Raw genomic sequence first — 21,793 nt, 5'->3', positions numbered from 1 at the left:
GGGGGTTCCACCGTGTACAGCTCCAACTTCAGCCTGCCCGCACGCCGTTCGGCCGTCGCCATCGGCGCGGTCGTCGCGCTTGCGGCAGGTGGCCTGGCCGTCGCCCCGGCGGCTCAGGCGCATCCCTCCGGCAACTCCGGGGGCAACTCCGGCGGTGACTCCGGGGGCGGCAGGTCCACCGCGACCGTCCTGCGTGCCGGGCTCGACGTATCGCTGATGAACAAGACGGTCGATGTGCCGCTGAACGTCTCGCTCAATGACGTGAAGGCGCCGGCCGACGCCGACGAGACCGCGCTCACCGCCAAGCTGGACGCCGTCGACCATGGCAAGCCGTTCAGCATGCTGCGGGCGGATGTCGCCACGGCGAAGGCGACGGCCGACGCGCACAAGGCGGAGGGGTACGCGAACCTGGCCCGCGCCGAGGTGCATCTGCCCGGCCTGCCGCTGCTGTCCCTGATCAAGATCGAGGCGGTCACGTCCAAGGCGACCTGTGAGGCGGGCAAGAAGCCGACCGCTTCGTCCACGTTGGTCGGTGTGTGGGTCCTCAACAAGAAGATCACCTTGACCGCCACCGGGACGACGAAGGTGTCGGTGCCCGGGATCGGCGAAGTCGCCCTCGACCTGTCGAAGACCGAGACCACTTCGCGTACGGCCGCCGCCACCGGGCTGGAACTGAAGGTCAAGGTCAACCCGCTCAAGCTGAACGTCGCGGATGTCACCGGCACCGTGACGCTGGTCAAGGCGACGTGCGAGACACCGAAGGTGGTCGACCCGACGACCGGCGGTACTGCCGACGGCGGGACCAGTGACGGCGGCGCGACGACCGGCGGCGCGACGGATGGCGGTGCCACCAACGGCGGTGCGTCCAGCGGGGGAGCGGCGTCCGGAGGGTCGTCGACCGGCGCCGACTCGGGTGGTGCCACGGGCGGGAACTCCGGCGGCAGCGGCGGATCGAGCGGCGCCAGTGGATCGGGCGGCACCGGCGGCACCGGCGGTGCCGAGCCGCAGACCGGTCCCGGTACGCAGAACCTCGCCGAGACCGGCAGCGGCTCCAACACCCCGCTGCTCGCCGCGGGTGCGGGCGCGCTCGTGGTGGTCGGCGGTGGCGCGCTGTACCTGACGTCCCGGCGCCGCAAGGCGGCGGCAGCAGCAGCGGAAACGGACGCCTAGACAGCGGCGTGGACGGCCGCGTAGACGTCCGGTTCCGACCGGATCGGGACTCGAGGGGGGACTGAGGGTCCGAGGGGGAATGGGGAGAGGGCGGCGCCGTTGTCGGCGTCGCCCTCTACTGTTGTGTTCAGGGGATCGCAGACAGAGTTCGCAGGGTTCGTTCAGGGGCCACAGGAGTTCACGGGGTCCGCCGGGCGGACCGGGGGGTCGGGGGACGCGATGGACAACGCGCTGTTCGGGGGCAGGTACGAGATCCGGGAGCTGCTCGGCTCCGGAGGCATGGCCAGGGTGCATCTCGCCTACGACACCCGGCTCGGCAGGACCGTCGCCGTCAAGACGCTCCTGCCGGAGCTGGCCCGTGACGCCGACGCCCGGCGTCGCTTCGCCCGCGAGGCCCGCGCCGCCGCCGGGCTCAACCACCCCGGCATCGTCACGGTCCACGACCAGGACGAGGTGCGGACGGATGAGGACATCGTGCCGTACCTCGTCATGGAGTACGTGGACGGCAGCACCCTCGCCGAGCTGGCCCGCAGCCAGGTCAGGCTCGACATCGAACGCGCGGTCAGGATCACCTGCGACATCCTGGACGCGCTGGCCCACGCCCATGCCCGCGGGCTGGTCCACCGGGACGTCAAACCGTCCAACGTCCTGATCACCTCGACGGGTTCGGTCAAGGTCGCCGACTTCGGCATCGCCCGGGTCGTGCACTCGTTGACCCGGATCACCGGCACCGGATCCGCCCTCGGCACCCCCGGCTACATGTCACCGGAGCAGGTCGAGGACCGCGAGATCGACGCGCGCAGCGACCTGTACGCGGTCGGCTGCATGCTGACCGAACTGCTCACCGGCACCGTACCGTTCCCCGGCCCGACACCGCTCACGGTGATGTACGCGCATGTGCACTCCACCCCGGAGCCGCCCTCGGCGCGCAACGCGGCCGTACCGCCCGAGCTGGACGCGATCGTCATCGCCGCGCTCTCCAAGAACCCCGCGCTGCGCCCGCGCAGCGCGGCCGCCATGCGCGACGACCTCGGCAATTGGCTGGCGGCGCCCCGGGGCGGTGCCACCCCGGCCCTGCTGCCCGCACCCGTCCCCGCCCCGCGGCCGTCGCTTCCCCTGCACCCGGCCTACAACCCGCCGCACACCCCGCAACACACGCCGGTTCCGGCGCCGCTGCCGCAGCTGATACCACCGGGGTCCGGGCGGCCCGGCGAGGTGTACACCTCCCAGCAGTGGGGCACGGCGCCGGTCGATCCGCGCCGCGGCAAGGGGCGGCGGCGCGCCCTTGTCGCGATTTCGGCGGCCGTGGTGCTGACGCTCGGCACGGTGCTCGCGGTCCGCCTCGGCTCCTCGCCGTCCCCGTCCGAGCACACCGTCACGGCCCTGGACCTGATCGGCAAGCGGACCGTCGGCCGCGGCTACGACGGGGCGGTCAACGGCACCGTCAACCCGTCCACGGGCAAGGGCGGCACGCTCAAGCTGATGTCGTACTACGCCCCCGACTCCCTGGACCCGGCGCGCTCCTACTCACCGCTCGCCTGGAACCTGGACCGGCTCCTGCTGCGCAAGCTCGTGGACTTCGCCCCCCAGCCCAGCGGGGCGGGCGCCGAACTCGCGCCGGACCTGGCCACCACCACCGGCACGATCACCGACGGCGGCCGCACGTACACGTACACCCTCAAGAAGGGCGTCACGTTCGAGGACGGCACGGCCATCACGTCCAAGGACATCAAGTACGGCATCGAGCGGACCTTCGCGACCGACCTGTTCAGCGGCGGCCCCACGCACCTGAGGGACCTGCTCGACCAGGGCCAGTCCTACCCGGGCCCGTACAAGGACACCGACCCGGGCCAACTGGGCCTCAAGAGCGTGCTCACCCCGGACGACAGCACCATCGTCTTCCATCTCGACGCGCCCTTCGCCGACTTCCCTTACGTGCTCGCGCTGCCGATGTCCTCGCCCGTGCCGCAGGCCAAGGACACCAAGGACAACTACGAGAAGCAGCCGGTCGCCAGCGGGCCGTACAAGATCGCCTCCTACGATCGCGACAAGAAGCTGCGGCTGGTGCGCAACGACAAGTGGGATCCGGCCACCGACGGCATACGCACGGCCCTGCCGGACGCCGTCGACTTCACGGTCGCGGCCAGCTCCGACGTGGTCGATGCCGCGCTCCTCAGCGGAGAGGCCGACCTGGACCCGGCCCAGGCCGGTGTGCAGGACGCCACCCGCACCAAGATCCTCGGCAGCGACAGCCTCAAGGCGAACGCGGACTCCGCCCTGATCGGGGCCGTCCGGTACTTCTCCCTGCAGACCGCCGTCGCACCCCTGGACGACTACCGCTGCCGCTGGGCGGTGCAGTACGCGGCGAACCGGACCGCGCTGCGCGACGCGGGCGGCGGAAAGGACGCGGGGGATGTCGCGGGCGGGATGCTGCCGCCGACGGTCGGCGGCTACGACCCGCATCTGAACACGTACGGAACGGCCGCCGGCCGGACCTACCCCGAGCTCGCCAAACGTCAACTGTCCGACTGCGGGCACGCGTCCGGCTTCGCGACGACCATCGTCACGGCCAACGGCAACCCCCGGACCAAGGCCATCGTGGAGAATCTGCGCACCCAGCTCGCCGCCGTCGGGATCACCGCCAAGACCGAGTACCCCGAGGCCGCGGACCTGTACGCGACCCTGCCCGACCAGAAGAAGATCAAGGAGCGCGGGTGGGGCATCATCCTCACCACCTGGCAGTCCGACTGGCCCACCCCGGCCGGATTCCTGCGCCCGCTGCTGCTCACCGGCAGCCCGTCCAACTACGCGGCCCTCGCGGACCAGCAGCTCAAGGACCTGATGGACGAGGCCGACGCCAAGACCGACCGCAATTCCGCGGACAGCGTCTGGCGCACCGTCGACTCCACCTCGCAGGACCGCGGCACCCTGATCCCGTTCATGTACGTACGGCAGCTCAACTACCGCTCCGCGCGGCTGACCAACGTCTATCTCCACCCGGCGCTGGGCGGTGTGGACATCCAGGCGCTCGGCATCAAGAACTGACCGCCGGGCCCACCGGGGCCCGCTCACCCCGCGCCTTTGCCAGCGCCTCGACGAAGGCGTCGGTCGTGGCGGCGTCGCGGACGGCGATGCGCAGCCATCGCGCGTCCAGCCCGGGGAAGGTGTCCGCGCGGCGCACGGCGAAGCCGAGGTCGCGCAGCCGCTCCCGGACCGCCGCCGCGTCGGGCAGCCGGACCAGGACGAACGGCCCGGCGGGGGCGCCCGCGACCTCCAGGCCGTCGAACTCGCCCAGCCGGGCGAGCAGATACGCGCGGCACTCCGCGATGTCCGCAGCGGCCCGCTCCGCCTCCGCCAGGGCGTCCGGCGCCACGCACGCCTCGATGGCGGCCAGCCCCGGCGAGGAGACGGCCCACAGCGGCTGCGCCCGCTCCAGCAGGGCGATGTGCCCGGCGCCGGCGAGCACGTAGCCGATCCGCAGCCCCGCCAGGCCCCACGTCTTGGTGAGGCTGCGCAGCACGACGAGACCGGGCACGTCGCGGCGCGCGGCCAGCGAGGCGGACTCGCCCGGCACGGCGTCCATGAAAGCCTCGTCGACCACCAGGGTCCGCCCCGGCCGGGCCAGCCGTGCGACCGTGTCGGACGGATGGAGCGCCGAGGTCGGGTTGGTCGGGTTGCCGAGCACGACGAAGTCGGCGTCCTCGGGAACGGCCGCCGGATCGAGGCGGAAGCCGTCGGCGGCCTCCAGGAGCACCCGGTGCACCGCGTGCCCCGCGTCGCGCAGCGCCGCCTCGGGCTCGGTGAACTGCGGGTGCACCACGACCGCGTGGCGCGGTGCGAAGGCCCGCGCCAGCAGCACGAACGCCTCCGCCGCGCCCGCCGTCAGCAGCACCTCGTCCACCGGCCGGCCGTGCCGCCGTGCCACGGCCGCACGGGCCGCCCGCCCGTCGGGGTAGGCGGCCAGGCCGTCGAGCGACGCGGCGATCGTGGCCTTCAGCCAGGCCGGCGGCGTACCGGAGCGGACGTTGACGGCGAGGTCGGTCAGCACCCCGCCGTCGTCGCGCACCTCCGCGTCGCCGTGGTGCCGCAGATCGTAGCCGTCAGCGCCGTCTTCGGTGCCGCCGGCACGGTCGGTGCCGTCAGTGGGAGTGGGCATGGTGACCGTGATGGTGGTCGTGGTCGCCGGAGGGGTCGTCGGGGTGGTGGTGCGGCTGCTGCGGCATCCCGACCCGGTCCTCGAAACCGGGCAGCTTGACGCGGTAGACGCAGGAGTCGCAGTTCATCCGCAGATCGCCCTTGAGCGTCTCGCGGTAGCGCTCCATCACCAGGTCGGCCAGCTCCGGTTCCGGGCCGATGACGGCGGCCTGCCGCACCTCGGTCGCCGGATGCGCGGCGGCCCATTCGGCGGCCTGGTCGCGGACCCGGTCCGGCAGGATCCCGGTGAACAGGAAGTACGGCAGCACGACGATGCGGCCGGCGCCCAGCTTGCGGCAGCGCTCAAGCCCCGAGGGCACGTCCGGCGCGGCCAGCGACACGAAGGCCGTCTCCACGCCCGCGTAACCGCGGCCCTCCCACAGCAGCCGCGCGACCTTGTATATCTCGGCGTTGGCGTCCGGGTCGGTCGAACCGCGGCCGACGAGCAGCACCGTGGTGTCCGAGCGGTCGTCGTCGCCGAGCACCTCGTCGAGGCGCCGTTCCAGGATGGTCAGCAGGCCCGGGTGCGGGCCCAGCGGCCGGCCGTAGGTGTACGTCGTGCCCGGGTGGCGCTGCTCCTCGCGGGCCAGCGCCGCCGGGATGTCGCCCTTCGCGTGCCCCGCGGAGACCAGCACCATGGGTACGGCCGCGAAGCTGCGGACGCCCTGCCCTACCAGCTCCGCGACGGAGTCGGCGAGCGGCGGCGGCGACAGTTCGATGAAACCGCCGCCGACCGGCAGCCCCGGATTGTGCTCGCCGAGCTGCCGGACGAACGCACGGAAGGCTTCGGCTCCGGCCTCGTCACGGGTTCCGTGGCCGACGAGCAGGAGTGCGGGCGGGATCACAGGGAGTTCTCCTTGGTGAGGGGTTCGCCGGCGGCGGTTCCGCCGGAAAGTTCCGTGTAGAGCAGGGCGTTGAGCGCGGCGGACGCCACGGCTGAGCCGCCCTTCTCGGAGACGTTGCTGACGGCGGGCAGACCGGAGGCGCGCAGCGCCGCCTTGCTCTCCGCGGCTCCCACGAAGCCGACCGGCAGGCCGATCACCAGCGCGGGGGCGGCGTCCAGCGTCAGCAGTTCCTCCAGGGCGGTGGGCGCGCACCCGATCACCCAGACGGCACCCGGCCCGACCTGCTCGTAGGCCAGCCGGATCGCGTGCGCGCTGCGGGTCAGCCCGGGTCCCGACCGGCCGTCCTTGAGCCGGCAGACGACGGGCCTGGTGGTGATGCCGGCCGCGACCATCTCGACATCCGCGACGATCGGGGCGCCCGCGTGCAGCGCGGTATGGGCGGCCAGCAACTCGGCCTCGTCGCAGACGAGTTCCGCGGCGTACTCCAGATCGGCGCTGGAGTGGACGACCCGCTCGACCACGGCCCGCGTCAGCGGCGGGAAGTGCGAGGTGTCGAGCCGGGAGCGCAGCCTGCGGAACGACTCCTGCTCGATGGGATGGACGGTGCGGGTCACAGGGAACCTCCCGGTCGTCGGGTGGGGTGCGGGCCGGTCATGCCTGCCACCGGTAGCCGCGCGGGGTCACCATGCGGCCGGCCACGTTGCGGGTGGCGGTGTTGCCGACGGTCACGACGGTCACCATGTCGACGGTCGTCACATCCAGGGCCGCGATGGTCGTCACCTCGCTGCGCTCGTCCGGCCGGGACGCCGCGTGCACGACGCCGACCGGGGTGCCGGGCTGCCGGTGCTCGGCGAGCAGCGACAGCGCCTTCGGCAGCTGCCAGTCGCGGCCCCGGCTGCGGGGGTTGTAGAAGGTGACGATCAGATCGGACTCGGCCGCCGCGCGGACCCGGCGCTCGATGACGTCCCACGGGGTGTGCAGGTCCGACAGGCTGATCGACACATGGTCGTGGCCCAGCGGCGCCCCCAGGATCGCGGCGGCGGCGAGCGCGGCCGTCACCCCCGGGACCCCGACGACGTCGATGTCGTCCGCGGCCTCGGCGAGCGCGGGGGAGGCCATCGCGTAGACACCCGCGTCACCGCTGCCGATCAGGGCCACCGCATGGCCCTCGCGGGCCTGCTCCACGGCGGTGCGGGCCCGCTCCTCCTCCGCGCCCAGACCGGATTCCAGGATCCGGGTGCCGGGCCGCAGCAGGTCCCTGATCTGGTCGACGTACTGGTCCAGGCCGACGATCACCGACGCCCGGCGCAGCTCCTCGCGGGCCCGCGGCGTCAGCAGGTCACGCGCGCCGGGACCGAGCCCGACCACCGCGAGCCGGCCGCGCGGACGGCGTCGCGCCACGGCTGCGGTCGCCATCGCGGGACCCTCCTGCGGCGCCGACTTCCGCTTGGGCACCAGCAGTTCGCCGCCGGGCGCCGCCGCCAGCGCCGCCGCCTCGGCGACGGACGGCGTGCCGACGGCCGCCAGCGGCGCGTCCGACGGGTTCGGTACCTCGATCCCGGCGAGCCGGGCCGCGTCGTACGTCAGCAGCGGCACCCCGAGGCGCTCGGCGGCCTCGACGATCCCCGCCTCGTCCGCCTTCGCGTCCACGGTCGCCAGCGCCGCGACGGAGCGGGGCGAAAGACCGGCATCGGCGAGCGTGCTCGCGATCAGCGTCAGCACCTCATCGGCCGGAACTCCCCGGCTGCCGCCCACGCCGACCACCAGCGACGGCGGGCGCAGCAGCACGGTGGCGGTGTCGGTGGCCGTGTCGGTGGCCGTACCGGTGGTCGTTTCGGCGCCGGTCGCACGGTCGGTGACGATCAGTGAGACGTCACTGTCAGTGGCGGCGGTTACGTTGGGTGGCAGAGCAGGAAGGGGGTGGACGCCTTGGGGGGTGTCCAGGCGCACGGGGTCGCCGTCGAGGATCGCGCGGCTGACGGCCGCGACCGCGCCTTCGGCGGGCCAGCCCAGCATGTCCAGGCCGGGCACCCCGGCGGCATCGGTGGCGGTACTGATCACCGGACGGCAGTCCAGCACATCGGCGACGCGCTGCGCCAGCTCGTTCGCACCGCCGCCGTGGCCGCCCAGCAGCGCTATCGCGTGCTGGTGCGTCTCGTCCACCGTGACCACACCCGGGTCGGTCTCCTTGCCCCGCAGCAGGGGGGCGATCAGCCGGACGACGGCGCCGGTGGCGAGGAAGCACACCAGCTGGTCGCATTCGGCGAACGCGCGCCCGACCGCGTCGCGGACCGGCCCGTCGTAGACCCGGACCTCGTCCGGCCAGGCGGCGGCCAGGTGTTCGCAGCCGCGCTGCCCCGCCGACGTGGCGGAAATCAGGCCGATCACAGAATTGCTCCTTCGGTGCCGGGCCGGGTGGCCCACAGGACGAATACGGGGTTGTTGGCGGCGAGCCGGGTGACGCCGCCCGGCAGCGGCGCGAGGCGGGAGGACTGCAGCAGCAGACCGTCCGGTTCGAGACCGGCCGCGGACAGGGCGGCGCGTACGTCGCCGACCCGGTCGACGGCGGCGAGCGTCACGACCACGGTCCGCCGGGCGCGCCGGGCGCAGGCGCCGACGATGGCGGGCAGGTCGCGCCCGCCGCCGCCGATGAAGACGGCGTCGGGGTCGGGGAGTTGGGATATCACCGTCGGGGCGGCGCCGTGCACGATCTGCACGTCGACGCCGTGGGCCGCCGCGTTGGCCCGGATCCGCTCGATCCCGTCGGAGGTCTGCTCGACGGCCACCGCGGCGGCGCCGAAGCGAGCGCACTCCACGGCCACCGATCCGGATCCGGCCCCTATGTCCCACACGAGATCACCGGTGCGCGGGGCGAGCCGGGACAGGGCCAGCGCACGCACCTCGAACTTGGTGATCATCGAGTCGCGGTACCCGAACGCCTCCTCGGGCAGCGCCCATCCGGCCGGCGTGGGCGGCGGTCCTGCGACGATCCGCTGGACCGGCGACAGCACGCGCGCCTCGTCCAGACAGAGCACGACACTCACCCCGGTGCCGGACCAGTCGCGGACGGCGGCGTCCTCGGAGGAGACCCGCTCGACCGTCTCGTCCGGCGTCCCGAGGGCCGCCGCGACCACCAGCGTGCGCTCGATACCGGTACGCGCCAGCGCGGCACCCAACTCGGCAGGACCGGCCCCGGGACCGGTCAGCACCGCGGTCTTGGGGTGCGCGCGGCACACGTTGACGGCCGTCCGGGGATCGCGGCCGTGCGCGCTGACGACGACCGCGTCGTCCCAGGAGAGCCCGAGCCGGGCGAAGGCCACCGCGATGGAGGGGGAGGACGGGCGGACGTCCAGGGCCGCCGGGCCGAAGCGCTCCCCGAGGGCCCGGACGATGCCGAAGAACCCGGGATCCCCGGAGGCGAGCACGGCCACCCCCCGGTCCCGGTGCTCCGGCGAGCCGAGGTGCCGGTCGATCGCGTCGAGGGCCGGGGCCAGCGGGCCGAGGACGATCTGCTCGACGCCGGCCGGCAGCCGCGCCGCCTCCAGATGGCGGCGTGCACCGACGACGAGCGTGGCGCCGGCCGGAGCCGTAGCGGCCCCGTCGGTGCTCGTGCCGGTGGTGCCGGTGCCGATGACGGTGATCGCGCCGGGCGCGGGCCTGCCGGCGGTACGCGGCAGTTCCGGTTCGCGCGGGCCGGGCTGGGCGTACGGCTCGTACGGCGTCCGGCTCAAGGCCGTCCCTTCCTTCCGGGGTCGTGTCGCTGGTGGGGCGGCTTACGCCTTGGACTCGCGCAACGCGCGCCGGGCCGCCGGGTCCGCCCTGCGGAAGCCGTGGAAGTGCCCCGGGTGGTACAGGTGCGAGCGGGTGCCGGACGCCGCGAGTGCCGGGCCGACGAGGAAGAGGGTGTGCTTCCAGAGCTTGTGCTCCTTGACCGTCTCCTCCAGCGTCGCGATCGTGCAGCGCAGCACGAGCTCCTCCGGCCAGGTCGCCTGGTAGGCGATCACCACCGGTGTCTCCGTCGGATAGCCGCCCTCCAGCAGCTCGGTGACCAGCTGGCCCGACCGGGCGGCCGACAGGAACAGCGCCATCGTCGTGCCGTGCCGGGCGAACTCCCGTACCTCCTCGCCCGGCGGCATCGGCGTCTTGCCGCCGCCCAACCGGGTCAGGATCACGGACTGCGCGACCTCGGGGATCGTCAGCTCGCGCTGCGCGATCGCCGCGACCGCGGAGAAGGACGAGACACCCGGAATGATCTCGACCTCGATGCCGAGCGTGTCGCACCGGTCGACCTGCTCCTGCGTGCCGCCCCACAGGGCCGGGTCGCCGGAGTGGATCCGCGCCACCTTCAGGTCCTCCGCCTGCGCCCGCTCGTAGACCGCGACGACGTCCTCCAGCGACATCGTCGCCGAGTCCAGGATCTCCGCGCCCTCGCGGGCGTGCTCCAACACCTCCGCCTGCACCAGGCTCGCGGCCCAGATGACGATGTCGGCGGCCGCGATGGCGCGGGCCGCGCGGAAGGTCAGCAGGTCGGCGGCGCCGGGCCCCGCCCCCACGATGGTCACTTTGCCGGTCACAGCTTGCCTCCACGGGTGTCCCGGCGGGCGGGAGCGATCAATGTCGAGAGATAGGGGAGCGGGCCTTCGAGCAGTTCGGCGGCGGGGCGGATCGACTCCTCGGGCAGCCCCAGCGCGGAACCCCACACCGCGCCCTCGGTCCTGCCGGTCTCCCGCAACGCGGTCGCGACCTCCGCCGCCAGCCGTCCGAACTTGTACGCCACGACCGTGCCCGGCCCCTCCAGGGCCTCCTTCAGCACCGCCGACCCGGCGGTGACGGGCACGAGCGTCAGCGGCTCGGTCCCTTCGGCCAGTACGGCACCGCTGCGCGCCGCCAGATCCTGCATCGCGGTGATGCCGGGGACGGTCTCGACGGCGACGCCTTCGACCAGCTCCGCGACGGTCAGCGCGAGATACGTGAACGTCGAGTAGACGTTGGGGTCGCCGATCGTCGCGAACGCCACCGTGCCGTGCGCCCGCAGCAGTTCGGCCACCTGCTCGCCCGCCGCGTCCCACGCGGCCTCGCGGCGCGCCCGGTCGGTCCGCTCGTTGAGCGCGAACACGATCCGGACGACCTTCTCCTGCTCCACGTAGTGCAGCACGGTCGCCTCCGCCCTGCCGCGTTCGAGGGTGTCCATGACGGGGACGACCACGACCGCCGCCGCCCGCAGGGCGTTCACACCCTTGACGGTCACCAGCTCCGGATCGCCGGGGCCCACCCCGACCCCGATCAGCCGACCGCTCATTCGGAACACCTCTCCACCAGTCTTCGGGCCACGCTCGGAACGGCGGCCCAGTGCACATGCAGATACGAGGCGTGCACGCCCCCGTGGACAAAACCTTCGACGCGGCGCTCCGGCCGCGTCACCCCCCACGCGGGCACGGCGCCCGCGCCCGGCTCGACGACCGTGCGGTGGAACTCGTGTCCGCGCACCCGCGTTCCGGCCTCGGCCAGCACGCTGTCCGAGACCGCCACCGCCTCGCGGTACCCGAGGGTCAGCCGCTCCGACATCCGCGCGGTCGCGTCGAGCACGCCGCACATCGGCCGGCCGTCCAGCTCACGCGCCAGGTAGAGCAGGCCCGCGCACTCGGCGGCGACGGGCGCTCCCGATTCGGCGAGCGCCGCCACCGCTTTGCGCAGCGGCTCGTTGGCGGAGAGCTCCGGGGCGTACATCTCGGGGAAGCCGCCGCCGATCACCAGCGCGGCGGTGCCATCGGGGAGGGCCTCGTCGCGGAGCGGGTCGAAGGTCACGACCTCGGCGCCGGCGGCCGTCAGCAACTCGGCATGCTCCGCATAGGAGAAGGTGAACGCGGGCCCGCCCGCGACCGCGACCAGGGGGCGCCTGCGGCGGGCCTGTTCCCCCACCCCGCCCCTTCCCGAAACCAAGGGCTCCGCCCCTGGACCCCGGTCCTCGAACTCCCCCGAACTCCGTCCGGGGGGACCCCCAAGGGCGGAATTCAGCCCGTCCGGCGATTGAGGACTTCGGGAAGGGGCGGGGTGGGGGAAGAGCCCCGCAGGGTTCCACGGGTCGGCGTCCAGGCCCGGGGCGCTGCGCGCCAAGGTCAGCAGGGCGTCCAGGTCGCAGCCTGCGCGGACCTGTGCGGCCATCGCCCGGACCGCCGCGACCGCGTCGGCGCTGCGCTCGGCGACCGGTACCAACCCCAGGTGCCGGGAGGGGACGCTGACCTGTTCGGCGCGGCGCAGGGCGCCGAGAACCGGCACGCCGGACTCGTCCAGCGCCTCGCGGAGCAGAGCTTCGTGGCGGTCGGAGCCGACCTTGTTGAGGATGACGCCCGCGATCCGCACCTCCGGGTCCCAGGACGCGAAGCCGTGCACCAGCGCGGCCACCGACCGGGACTGCGAGGAGGCGTCGACGACCAGTACCACCGGCGCCCGCAGCACCTTCGCCACCTGCGCGGTCGACGCCAGTTCACCCTGCCCGGCGGCCCCGTCGTACAGGCCCATGACGCCCTCGACGACCGCCAGGTCCGCTCCGGCCGCCCCGTGCAGGAAGAGCGGGGCGAGCAGATCGGGGCCGCACATGAAGGCGTCGAGATTCCGCCCCGGGCGGCCGGTGGCGAGCGCGTGGTAGCCCGGGTCGATGTAGTCGGGGCCGACCTTGTGCGGGGACACGGCGAGGCCGGCTCCCGTGAAGGCCGCCATCAGCCCGGTGGCCACGGTGGTCTTGCCGCTGCCCGAGGAGGGCGCGGCGATGACCAGACGGGGGACGGACATCACCACTCGATGCCCCTCTGGCCCTTCTGGCCCGCGTCCATCGGGTGCTTGACCTTCGTCATGTCGGTGACGAGGTCGGCGGCCTCGACCAGCTTCTCCGGTGCGTTGCGGCCGGTGATGATCACATGCTGGGTGCCGGGGCGGTCGTTCAGGACCTGGATCACCTCGTCGGTGTCCACCCAGCCCCAGTGCATCGGGTACGCGAACTCGTCCAGCACGTACAGCTGGTACGTCTCGGCGGCCAGGTCCCGCTTGACCTGCTCCCAGCCCTCGCGCGCCGCTTCCTCGCTGTCGGCGATGTCGCGCTGCACCCAGGACCAGCCCTCGCCCATCTTGTGCCAGGCGACGGTGCCGCCCTCACCGGAAGCGCCGAGCACGCGCAGCGCCCGCTCCTCGCCGACCTTCCACTTCGCCGACTTGACGAACTGGAACACCCCGATCGGCCACCCCTGGTTCCACGCGCGCAGCGCGAGCCCGAAGGCGGCCGTCGACTTCCCCTTGCCGATACCGGTGTGAACGATCGTCAGCGGACGGTTGCGGCGCTGGCGCGTCGTGAGCCCGTCGTCCGGCACGCTGCTCGGCTGTCCCTGCGGCATTACGCGGCCCTCCGCACATCACGTACGAGCGCGGACACGGTGTCCGCGCGCAGTTCCTCCAACGTCACGGCGGTCCCGGCCAGATCGAGCGCGAGCGCGCCCGCCAGCCCGAGCCGCACGGGACCCGACTCGCAGTCGACGACGACCGACGCCACACCCTCGGCGTTCAGCAGCCGCGCCGCCCGCGAGGCCAGCTGTACGGGCTCGGGCCCGCCGGTCGCCCGGCCGTCCGTCACCACGACCAGCAGCGGCCGGCGGGACGCGTCCCGCAACCGCTCGATCCGCAGTACTTCGCGCGCCTTCAACAGCCCCGCCGCCAGCGGCGTCCGGCCGCCCGTCGGCAGCACCTGCAGCCGCGCCGCGCCCGCCTCGACCGACGAGGTCGGCGGCAGCGCCAGATCGGCCTCCGTCCCGCGGAAGGTGATCATCCCGATCTTGTCGCGCCGCTGGTACGCGTCCATCAGCAGCGACAGGACGGCGCCCTTGACGGCGCTCATGCGCTGGCGGGCGGCCATGGAGCCGGAGGCGTCGACGACGAACAGCACGAGGTTCGACTCCTTCCCCTCACGGACCGCCTGCCGCAGATCGTCCTTGCGGATCACCAGACCGGGACCGCTGCGCCCGCGGGCCCGCTGGTGCGGGGCCGCCGCGTGCACCGTCGCCGCCAGATGCAGCTTCGTCAACTGGCCCTGTGGCCGGATCGCGCTGGTCGTCCTGCCGTGCGCGGTCCGCGCCCGCGACCGGCGCCCGGCCGCACCCTCGCCCGTGCCGGGGATGGTGAACGCCTTCGTCTTGAACGGTTCGCCCGCCGCGGCACTCTGCTCGCCGCCGCCGTTCGACCCGCCCAGCTGTTCGGCGGGCTCGTCGGGCCCCGTACCTTCCTCGGGCCCGTCCTGCGGCCCGTCCTGCGGCGGCTTCCCGCCACCGTCATCGGGACCCTCCGGGTCGGTGTCCGGATCCGGGTCGTCCTCCGGGTCCGGGCCGCCGCTGTTCTCCTCCAGCGTGTCGTCGAGCTTCGACTCGTCGAGGCCCGGCGCGTCGAAGGGGTTGCGGCGCCGCCGGTGCGGCAGCGCCAGCAGCGCCGCCTGCCGGACGTCCTCAGCCATGACCTCGGTCCGCCCGTCCCACGCGGCCAGCGCGGTCGCGGTCCGCGCCATCACGATGTCCGCGCGCATCCCGTCCACCTCGAACGCCGCGCAGGTCGCCGCGATCTGGCGCAGCGCCCGGTCCCCGAGTACCACGGAGGGCAGCAGCGCCCGCGCCGCCACGATCCGCGCGCGCAGCGCGTCCTCGTCGCCGGCCCACTTCCCGGCGAACGCCGCCGGGTCCTCGTCGTACGCGAGCCGGCGCCGGACGACCTCGACGCGCTCGTCCGTCTCGCGGGACGCCGCGACCTCCACCGTCAGCCCGAACCGGTCGAGGAGCTGCGGGCGCAGCTCGCCCTCCTCCGGGTTCATGGTGCCGACGAGCAGGAAGCGGGCCGCGTGCCGAACGGAGACGCCCTCGCGCTCGACGTAGGAGGCGCCCATGGCGGCGGCGTCCAGCAGCAGGTCGACCAGGTGGTCGTGGAGCAGGTTCACCTCGTCGACGTAGAGCACGCCCCGGTGCGCGTCGGCGAGCAGCCCCGGCTCGAACGACTTCTTGCCCTCGGACAGCGCCCGCTCGATGTCCAGCGAACCGACCAGCCGGTCCTCCGACGCCCCGACCGGCAGCTCCACCATCCGCGCGGCGCGGGCGGCGCCCGCACCGTTCGCGTGCGGGCCGTCCGGGCACGCCGGGTCCGGCGCGGCCGGATCGCACGAGAACCGGCACCCGCCGACGACGGCGACGTCGGGCAGCAGCGTGGAGAGCGCCCGCACCGCCGTCGACTTGGCGGTGCCCTTCTCGCCGCGCACCAGCACACCACCGACCGCCGGCGATACGGCGTTCAGCAGCAGCGCGAGCCGCAGGTCGGTCATCCCGACGATCGCGGTGAACGGATAGGGGGTGCTCATGAGTCGCCTTCCAGGTCGCCTTCGAGCTGCAGATAGATCTCGCGGAGCTGGTCCAGGGTCTCCGGGGCGGGCTCGGCCCACAGACCGCGGTCGGCGGCCTCCAGCAGCCGCTCGCTGATACCGCGCAGCGCCCAGGGGTTGGACTTCTTCATGAAGTCCTGGTTCTCCTTGTCGAACACGTACTCCGCCGCGAGCCGCTGGTACATCCAGTCGTCCACGACGCCGGCCGTCGCGTCGTACCCGAAGAGGTAGTCGACGGTCGCGGCCATCTCGAAGGCGCCCTTGTAGCCGTGCCGCCGCATCGCGGCCATCCAGCGGGGGTTGACCACCCGGGCGCGGAAGACGCGGTGGGTCTCCTCGCCCAACGTGCGGGTCTTGACCTGGTCGGTGGTGGCGCTGTCGCCGACGTAGGCGGCGGGGGAGACACCCGTCAGGTGACGCGTCATCGCCACCATGCCGCCGTGGTACTGGAAGTAGTCGTCGGCGTCGACGATGTCGTGCTCGCGGGTGTCGACGTTCTTCGCGGCGACCTGGATGCGGCGGAACGCCTGCTCCATGTCCCCGCGCGCCGCCCGGCCGCCCAGGCCGCGCCCGTACGCGTAGCCGCCCCAGACCGCGTAGACCTCGGCGAGGTCGGCGTCGGAGCGCCAGTTGCGGGCGTCGATCAGCGGCAGCAGACCGGCCCCGTAGGCGCCCGGCTTGGAGCCGAAGATGCGGGCTGTCGCGCGGCGGCGGTCGCCGTGTCCCGCGGTGTCCTCGTCGGCGTGGGCGCGGACGTAGTTGGACTCGGCGGGCTCGTCGAGTTCGGCGACGGCCTGCACGGCGTCGTCGAGGAGCTGGATGACGTGCGGGAAGGCGTCACGGAAGAAGCCGGAGATGCGGACCGTCACGTCGATACGCGGGCGGCCGAGCTCCTCCGGGCCCACCACCTCGAACCCGGTGACGCGGCGCGAGGCGTCGTCCCAGACCGGGCGGCAGCCCAGCAGGGCGAGGATCTCGGCGATGTCGTCGCCCTGGGTGCGCATGCAGGACGTGCCCCACACCGTCAGGCCCACGGACTTCGGGTACGCGCCGGTGTCGGCGAGATGCCGCGCCAGCAGCGAGTCGGCCAGCGCCGTGCCGACGTCCCAGGCGAGCCGGGACGGGATGGCCTTGGGGTCGACGGAGTAGAAGTTGCGGCCGGTCGGCAGGACGTTGACCAGGCCGCGGGTCGGCGACCCGGACGGGCCGGCCGGTACGTAGCCGCCGCGCAGCGCGCGCAGGATGTTGTCGATCTCGTCGGTAGTGCGCTCCAGCCGGGGCACGACCTCCTCGGCGGCGAACTCCAGGATCCGGACGGCGTCCTGGACGGGCGTGCCCAGCACCTCCGTCACGATCGCGGGGACCGCCGACCGGCTCCAGCCGGCCTCCTCCATCGCCCCGGCCAGCCGGCGCGCGAGCGTCTCCAGCAGGTCCACGGCGTCGGCGGCGGTCCGCGCGGGCCCGTCGGCCAGCGCCGTCAGCGCGGCGGGAACCGCGACCCGGGCGCCGGGCTCGGCGAGCAGCGCCTTCTCGTCGAGGCCGAACGCCTCGGCCATCGCGGCCCGCAGACCCGGCAGCGCCGCGCCGACGCCGCCCCAGACCTGGGAGGAGCGCAGGATGGCCAGCACCAGGTTGACGCGGGCCTCGCCGACGGGGCCGCCGCCGAGGATGTGCAGACCGTCGCGGATCTGAACGTCCTTGATCTCGCAGAGCCAGCCGTCGATGTGCATGACGAACTCGTCGAAGGCGTCCTCGTCGGGCTGGTCGTCCACATGCAGGTCGTGGTGGAGCTCGGCGGCCCGCACCAGCGTCCAGATCTGGCTGCGGACGGCCGGGGTCTTGGTCGGGTCCAGGTCGGAGACGAGCGCGTACTCGTCGAGGAGCTGTTCCAGCTTGGCGAGGTCGCCGTAGGTGTCGGCGCGCGCCATCGGCGGCACCAGGTGGTCGACGACGGTGGCGTGGCCGCGCCGCTTGGCCTGGGTGCCCTCGCCCGGGTCGTTGACGATGAACGGGTAGATCAGCGGCAGTTCGCCCAGCACCGCGTCCGGCGCGCAGCCCGCCGACAGGCCGAGGCCCTTGCCGGGCAGCCACTCCATCGTGCCGTGCTTGCCCATGTGGACGATCGCGTCGGCGCCGAACGTGTTGTCGAGCCAGCGGTAGGCCGCCATGTAGTGGTGCGAGGGCGGCATGTCCGGGTCGTGGTAGATCGCGATCGGGTTCTCGCCGAAGCCGCGCGGCGGCTGGATCATGACCACGACGTTCCCGAACTGCAGGGACGCCAGGACGATGTCCTCACCGTCGAGGTAGAGGGTGCCCGGCGGCTCTCCCCAGTGCTCCAGCATCCCCGCGCGCAGCTCGGGGTCGAGCGTCGCGAACCACCGCTGGTAGTCGGCGAGCGGGACCCGGGCCGGGGCGGCGGACAGCTGCTCCTCGGTGAGCCACTCGACGTCGTGGCCGCCGGCGGCGATCAGCCGGTGGATCAGCTCGTCGCCATTGTCCGGGTAGCCGTCGACGGTGTATCCGGCGCCGCGCAGCGCGTCCAGCAGGCCCACGGCCGAGGCGGGGGTGTCGAGGCCGACCGCGTTGCCGACCCGCGAGTGCTTGGTGGGGTACGCGGTGAAGACGACCGCGAGCTTCTTCTCCGGGTTCGGCTTGTGCTTGAGCACGGCGTGCCGGACCGCGATCCCGGCGACGCGCGCGGCGCGCTCGGGGTCGGCGACGTAGACCGGTACGTCGCCCTCGCCGGTCTCCTTGAAGGAGAACGGGACGGTGATCAGCCGGCCGTCGAACTCCGGGATCGCCACCTGCATCGCCGCGTCCATCGGCGACAGGGCCGCGTCGGAGGCTTCCCAGGCCGCGCGCGACGAGGTCAGGCACAGGCCCTGGAGGACCGGGATGTCCAGATCGGCGAGCGCGCCGATGTCCCAGGCCTCGTCGTCCCCGCCCGCCGAGGCGTCGGAGGCGCGGGTGCCGCCGGACGCCAGGACGGTGGCGACCAGCGCGTCCGCCCGGCCCAGCAGCGCGTACAGGCCGGCGTCGGCGCCGCGCAGCGTCCCGCAGTACACCGGCAGCGCGTTGGCGCCCTTCGCCTCGATCGCGGCGCAGAGCGTGTCCACGAAGCCGGTGTTCCCGGACAGCTCGTGGGCGCGGTAGAAGAGCACGCCGACGGTCGGGCGGCCCTCGGTGAACGGGTACGCGCCGTGCGTCCCGTACTGCGCCATGGTGGCCGGGGGTTCGAAGCCCTCGCCGGTCAGCAGCACCGTGTCCGACAGGAAGCGGGCCAGCTCCACCAGGTTCGCCGGGCCGCCCTCGACCAGATAGCGCAGCGCCTCCGCGACGACGCCCGCCGGAACCGAGGACTCCGCCATCAGTTCGGCGTCCGGCACCGACTCACCGCCGAGCAGCACCGTCGGGATGCCGGACGAGCGCAGTGCCGCGAGCCCCTCCTCCCAGGCGCGCTTGCCGCCGAGCAGCCGCACGACGGCGATGTCCGCGCCCTCGATCAGCGCGGCCAGGTCATCTGGGGTGACACGGGTCGGGTTGCCGATCCGGTACTCCGCGCCGGAGGCGCGGGCCGCCAGCAGGTCGGTGTCGGCGGTGGACAGAAGCAGAACGGTGGTCACGGTGCCCCCGGAGCAATGAAGGGTAGGCCGGCGGGTGCGCCGTCCTCGATGAGCCGCATGAGCGCGGCGGTGTCCGCGTGTTCTTCGATCAGGTCGCCGAGGCGGTCGAGCTGTTCCTCGCGCAGCGCCCCGAAGGAGGTGTCGGGGGCGGGGACGAAGCGGCGGCCGGCCTGTTCGGCGATCCGGCGCAGGAAGGCGCGGCGGAAGCCGTCGCTCTCCAGCGAGCCGTGCCAGTGGGTGCCCCAGACGGCGCCCGCCCGGCAGCCGTCCAGCGCCTGGCTCCGGTCGCCGGTCATGAACGGCCCGTCGCCGCCGAGCACTTCGGCGACCCCGTGGTGGATCTCGTACCCCTCGACCGGTTCGCCGAGCGCCTCGCCGACCGGCCTGGCCAGGGTCTTCCGCGCCGCAAACCGGACGCGGACGGGCAGCAGTCCGAGCCCGTCCACCCGGCCGGCGCGCGACTCGATCTCGTCCTCGATGCTCTCGCCGAGGATCTGGTAGCCGCCGCAGATGCCCAGCACCGGACGGCCTTCCGCGGCCCGCCGGACGATCGCGTCGGCGAGCCCGCGCTCGCGCAGCCAGGCCAGCGCCCTGACGGTGCCCCGGGTGCCGGGCAGCACCACCAGGTCGGCGTCGGCGAGTTCCTGGGGCCGGTCGACGAAGCGCACGACGACGCCCGGTTCCGCGGCCAGCGCGTCGACGTCCGTGAAGTTCGACATCAGCGGTACGGCGACGACCGCGACCCGCAGGATGTCCTCGCCGTGCGGCGGGGTGACGACCGACTCCCGTACGGTGCCGCGCATCGAGACCCGCAGCCCGTCCTCCTCGTCGATGCCCAGCCCGTGCGCGAACGGCAGCACGCCGAGCACGGACCGCCCGGTCAGTCCGCGCAACATGTCCAGGCCCGGCTCCAGCAGCGAGACGTCGCCGCGGAACTTGTTGACGAGGTAGCCGCAGACCAGCTCCTGGTCCTCGGCGCTCAGCAGCGCCGTCGTGCCGAAGAACGAGGCGAAGACGCCGCCCCGGTCGATGTCCCCGACCACCACGACCGGCAGGCGCGCCGCGCGGGCCAGGCCCATGTTCACGATGTCGTTGTGCCGCAGGTTGATCTCGGCCGGACTGCCCGCCCCTTCACAGATCACCGCGTCATACGTGCCCCGCAGTTCGGCCAGGCACTCCACGACGACGGGGAGCAGTGTGGACTGTTTCCCGCCGTACGGTGTTTTCCCGGGGGACGACCCCCCGGACCCCCCGTGATACCCGCGGGCGCTCATCTCTCCCACCGGCTTGCCGAGCAGCACCACCTGGCTGCTGCTGTCGCTGCCGGGCTTGAGCAGCACCGGGTTCATCAACGCGGTCGGCTCGACGCGGGCCGCCTGGGCCTGCATGGCCTGCGCCCGCCCGATCTCCGCGCCCTCGCGCGTCACGAACGAGTTGAGCGACATGTTCTGCGCCTTGAACGGGGCGACCTTCACGCCCTGCCGGACCAGCCACCGGCAGATGCCCGCCGTGACGACGCTCTTGCCCGCGTCGGACGTGGTCCCGGCAACCAGCAGCCCTCCGCCGGTACGGCCTGTGCCGCGCGTACTGCTCATCGGGTTCCTTCCTCGGTGGATGCCGACAGCGCCGTGACGGCCAGCCGTCCGCCGACGCAGACCGCCAGCGTCAGCAGGCCGACGCGGCGGGAGAGCCGTACGGCGCGGGCGATGTCGGTGACCTCGGGCGGACGGTTGCCGGCGCCCAGCACGGCGCGGTGCTCGACGCGGCCGGCGTAGGCGAGCGTGCCGCCGAGCCGGACGCCCAGCGCGCCCGCGAAGGAGGCTTCGACGGGGCCCGCGTTGGGGCTGGGGTGGCCGGCGGCGTCGCCGCGCCAGACGCGCACGGCACCGCGCGGGTCGGGGCCCGCGAGCGCGGCCAGGACGGCGGTCAGCCGGGCGCCCGGCCAGCCGACGACGTCGTCGAGGCGGGCGGAGGCCCAGCCGAACCGGCGGTAGCGCGGCGACTTGTGGCCGGCCATCGCGTCCAGGGTGTTGACGGCGCGGAAGCCGACGAGCCCCGGCACGCCGCCGAGCGCGCCCCACACCAGGGCGCCCACGACGGCGTCCGAGGTGTTCTCCGCCACGGACTCCACGACGGCCCGCGCGATCTGTTGGGCGTCCAGGGAGTGCGGGTCGCGGCCGCACAGGTTCGGCAGCCGCTCGCGGGCCACTTCGAGGTCGCCCGCCTCCAGCGCCGAGGCGACGGCCAGCGCCTCGCGGCCCAGCGAGGTGCCGCCCAGTACCGACCAGGTGGCGGCCGCGGTCAGGGCGACGGTGGCGGCGGGGGAGGAGCGTACGGCCCGTGCGGCGAGCGCGGCGGCGGCGGTCGCGCCGCCCGCGCAGAGCAGGGTGTACAGCGCGCCGTTGCCGCGGTGGTCGCGCCACAGCCGGCGTTCTGCGGCGGCCGCGGCGCGGCCGAACGCGGCGACCGGGTGGCCGCGGCGGGGGTCGCCCGCGATCAGGTCGCCGAGGTGGCCGAGAGCGGCGCCGCACGCGAAGGCGTGTCCGGCTCGCACGGCGTCA

The 21,793-nt window shown here is 73.7% G+C and carries 15 protein-coding genes; 2 read left to right on the top strand and 13 right to left on the bottom strand.

The features are described 5' to 3' along the window. Positions 1-12: 12 nt before the first annotated feature. Both AC07DC_RS25845 and AC07DC_RS25840 read left to right on the top strand, forming a co-directional pair. Positions 13-1,170, top strand: coding sequence for an SCO1860 family LAETG-anchored protein (locus tag AC07DC_RS25845; protein ID WP_478916870.1), 1,158 nt, complete (start codon positions 13-15; stop codon positions 1,168-1,170). A 219-nt stretch (positions 1,171-1,389) separates the two neighbouring features. Then, positions 1,390-4,215: an ABC transporter substrate-binding protein gene (locus AC07DC_RS25840; RefSeq protein WP_478916869.1), complete on the top strand. Its 2,826-nt coding sequence runs from the start codon at positions 1,390-1,392 to the stop codon at positions 4,213-4,215. Here the strand turns inward: AC07DC_RS25840 and cobC are convergent. The 13 genes from cobC to AC07DC_RS25775 form a co-directional block, all read right to left on the bottom strand. Beyond that, on the bottom strand, positions 4,205-5,326 hold the full coding sequence (gene cobC, locus AC07DC_RS25835) for an Rv2231c family pyridoxal phosphate-dependent protein CobC (RefSeq protein WP_478916868.1): 1,122 nt from the start codon (positions 5,324-5,326) through the stop codon (positions 4,205-4,207). The two genes, AC07DC_RS25840 and cobC, sit on opposite strands and share 11 nt — an antisense overlap. Next, entirely contained in the window at positions 5,310-6,209 is a 900-nt protein-coding gene (locus tag AC07DC_RS25830) for a sirohydrochlorin chelatase (protein WP_478916867.1), read from the bottom strand. The genes cobC and AC07DC_RS25830 overlap by 17 nt, the downstream gene beginning before the upstream one ends. Continuing rightward, entirely contained in the window at positions 6,206-6,823 is a 618-nt protein-coding gene (locus AC07DC_RS25825; RefSeq protein WP_478916866.1) for a precorrin-8X methylmutase, read from the bottom strand. The genes AC07DC_RS25830 and AC07DC_RS25825 overlap by 4 nt, the downstream gene beginning before the upstream one ends. Before the next feature lie 37 nt (positions 6,824-6,860). Further along, positions 6,861-8,597, bottom strand: coding sequence for a precorrin-3B C(17)-methyltransferase (gene cobJ / locus AC07DC_RS25820; protein WP_478916865.1), 1,737 nt, complete (start codon positions 8,595-8,597; stop codon positions 6,861-6,863). Continuing rightward, positions 8,594-9,850 carry a precorrin-6y C5,15-methyltransferase (decarboxylating) subunit CbiE gene (gene cbiE, locus AC07DC_RS25815; protein WP_478917112.1) on the bottom strand — a complete coding sequence of 419 codons (1,257 nt, stop codon included), beginning with the start codon at positions 9,848-9,850 and terminating at the stop codon, positions 8,594-8,596. Before cbiE ends, cobJ begins: the two co-directional genes overlap by 4 nt. 132 nt (positions 9,851-9,982) lie before the next feature. Beyond that, complete coding sequence (gene cobM, locus AC07DC_RS25810) at positions 9,983-10,783, bottom strand: precorrin-4 C(11)-methyltransferase (protein WP_250975289.1); 801 nt, start codon at positions 10,781-10,783, stop codon at positions 9,983-9,985. After that, positions 10,780-11,508, bottom strand: coding sequence for a precorrin-2 C(20)-methyltransferase (gene cobI / locus AC07DC_RS25805; RefSeq protein ID WP_478916864.1), 729 nt, complete (start codon positions 11,506-11,508; stop codon positions 10,780-10,782). Before cobI ends, cobM begins: the two co-directional genes overlap by 4 nt. Continuing rightward, positions 11,505-12,998 carry a cobyrinate a,c-diamide synthase gene (locus AC07DC_RS25800; protein ID WP_478916863.1) on the bottom strand — a complete coding sequence of 498 codons (1,494 nt, stop codon included), beginning with the start codon at positions 12,996-12,998 and terminating at the stop codon, positions 11,505-11,507. The genes cobI and AC07DC_RS25800 overlap by 4 nt, the downstream gene beginning before the upstream one ends. Beyond that, positions 12,998-13,594 (bottom strand): cob(I)yrinic acid a,c-diamide adenosyltransferase, encoded by a 597-nt coding sequence (gene cobO, locus AC07DC_RS25795; protein ID WP_478916862.1) that lies wholly within the window; start codon positions 13,592-13,594, stop codon positions 12,998-13,000. The genes AC07DC_RS25800 and cobO overlap by 1 nt, the downstream gene beginning before the upstream one ends. Beyond that, the gene (locus AC07DC_RS25790; RefSeq protein WP_478916861.1) at positions 13,594-15,588 is read right to left on the bottom strand and encodes a putative cobaltochelatase; all 1,995 of its coding nucleotides are present in this window, start codon (positions 15,586-15,588) and stop codon (positions 13,594-13,596) included. Before AC07DC_RS25790 ends, cobO begins: the two co-directional genes overlap by 1 nt. Next, positions 15,585-19,232 (bottom strand): cobaltochelatase subunit CobN, encoded by a 3,648-nt coding sequence (gene cobN / locus AC07DC_RS25785; RefSeq protein ID WP_478916860.1) that lies wholly within the window; start codon positions 19,230-19,232, stop codon positions 15,585-15,587. Before cobN ends, AC07DC_RS25790 begins: the two co-directional genes overlap by 4 nt. Continuing rightward, a complete protein-coding gene (locus AC07DC_RS25780) occupies positions 19,229-20,827 on the bottom strand; it encodes a cobyric acid synthase (protein WP_478916859.1) in 1,599 nt (532 codons plus the stop codon). Before AC07DC_RS25780 ends, cobN begins: the two co-directional genes overlap by 4 nt. After that, positions 20,824-21,786, bottom strand: a complete 963-nt coding sequence (locus AC07DC_RS25775) for a cobalamin biosynthesis protein (RefSeq protein ID WP_478916858.1) — start codon at positions 21,784-21,786, stop codon at positions 20,824-20,826. The genes AC07DC_RS25780 and AC07DC_RS25775 overlap by 4 nt, the downstream gene beginning before the upstream one ends. Positions 21,787-21,793 lie beyond the last annotated feature (7 nt).

The sequence above is a fragment of the Streptomyces sp. NPDC045021 genome, assembly GCF_056432645.1.
This window is presented reverse-complemented; position numbering and strand designations above follow the sequence as displayed.

What these genes read in the sequence shown, in the direction of transcription:
- cobC (WP_478916868.1), bottom strand. Translation starts at nt 5,326, where the DNA reads ATGCCCACTCCCACTGACGGCACCGACCGTGCCGGCGGCACCGAAGAC.
- cobI (WP_478916864.1), bottom strand. Translation starts at nt 11,508, where the DNA reads ATGAGCGGTCGGCTGATCGGGGTCGGGGTGGGCCCCGGCGATCCGGAG.
- cobO (WP_478916862.1), bottom strand. Translation starts at nt 13,594, where the DNA reads ATGCCGCAGGGACAGCCGAGCAGCGTGCCGGACGACGGGCTCACGACG.
- AC07DC_RS25840 (WP_478916869.1), top strand. Translation starts at nt 1,390, where the DNA reads ATGGACAACGCGCTGTTCGGGGGCAGGTACGAGATCCGGGAGCTGCTC.
- AC07DC_RS25800 (WP_478916863.1), bottom strand. Translation starts at nt 12,998, where the DNA reads ATGTCCGTCCCCCGTCTGGTCATCGCCGCGCCCTCCTCGGGCAGCGGC.
- AC07DC_RS25790 (WP_478916861.1), bottom strand. Translation starts at nt 15,588, where the DNA reads ATGAGCACCCCCTATCCGTTCACCGCGATCGTCGGGATGACCGACCTG.
- AC07DC_RS25780 (WP_478916859.1), bottom strand. Translation starts at nt 20,827, where the DNA reads ATGAGCAGTACGCGCGGCACAGGCCGTACCGGCGGAGGGCTGCTGGTT.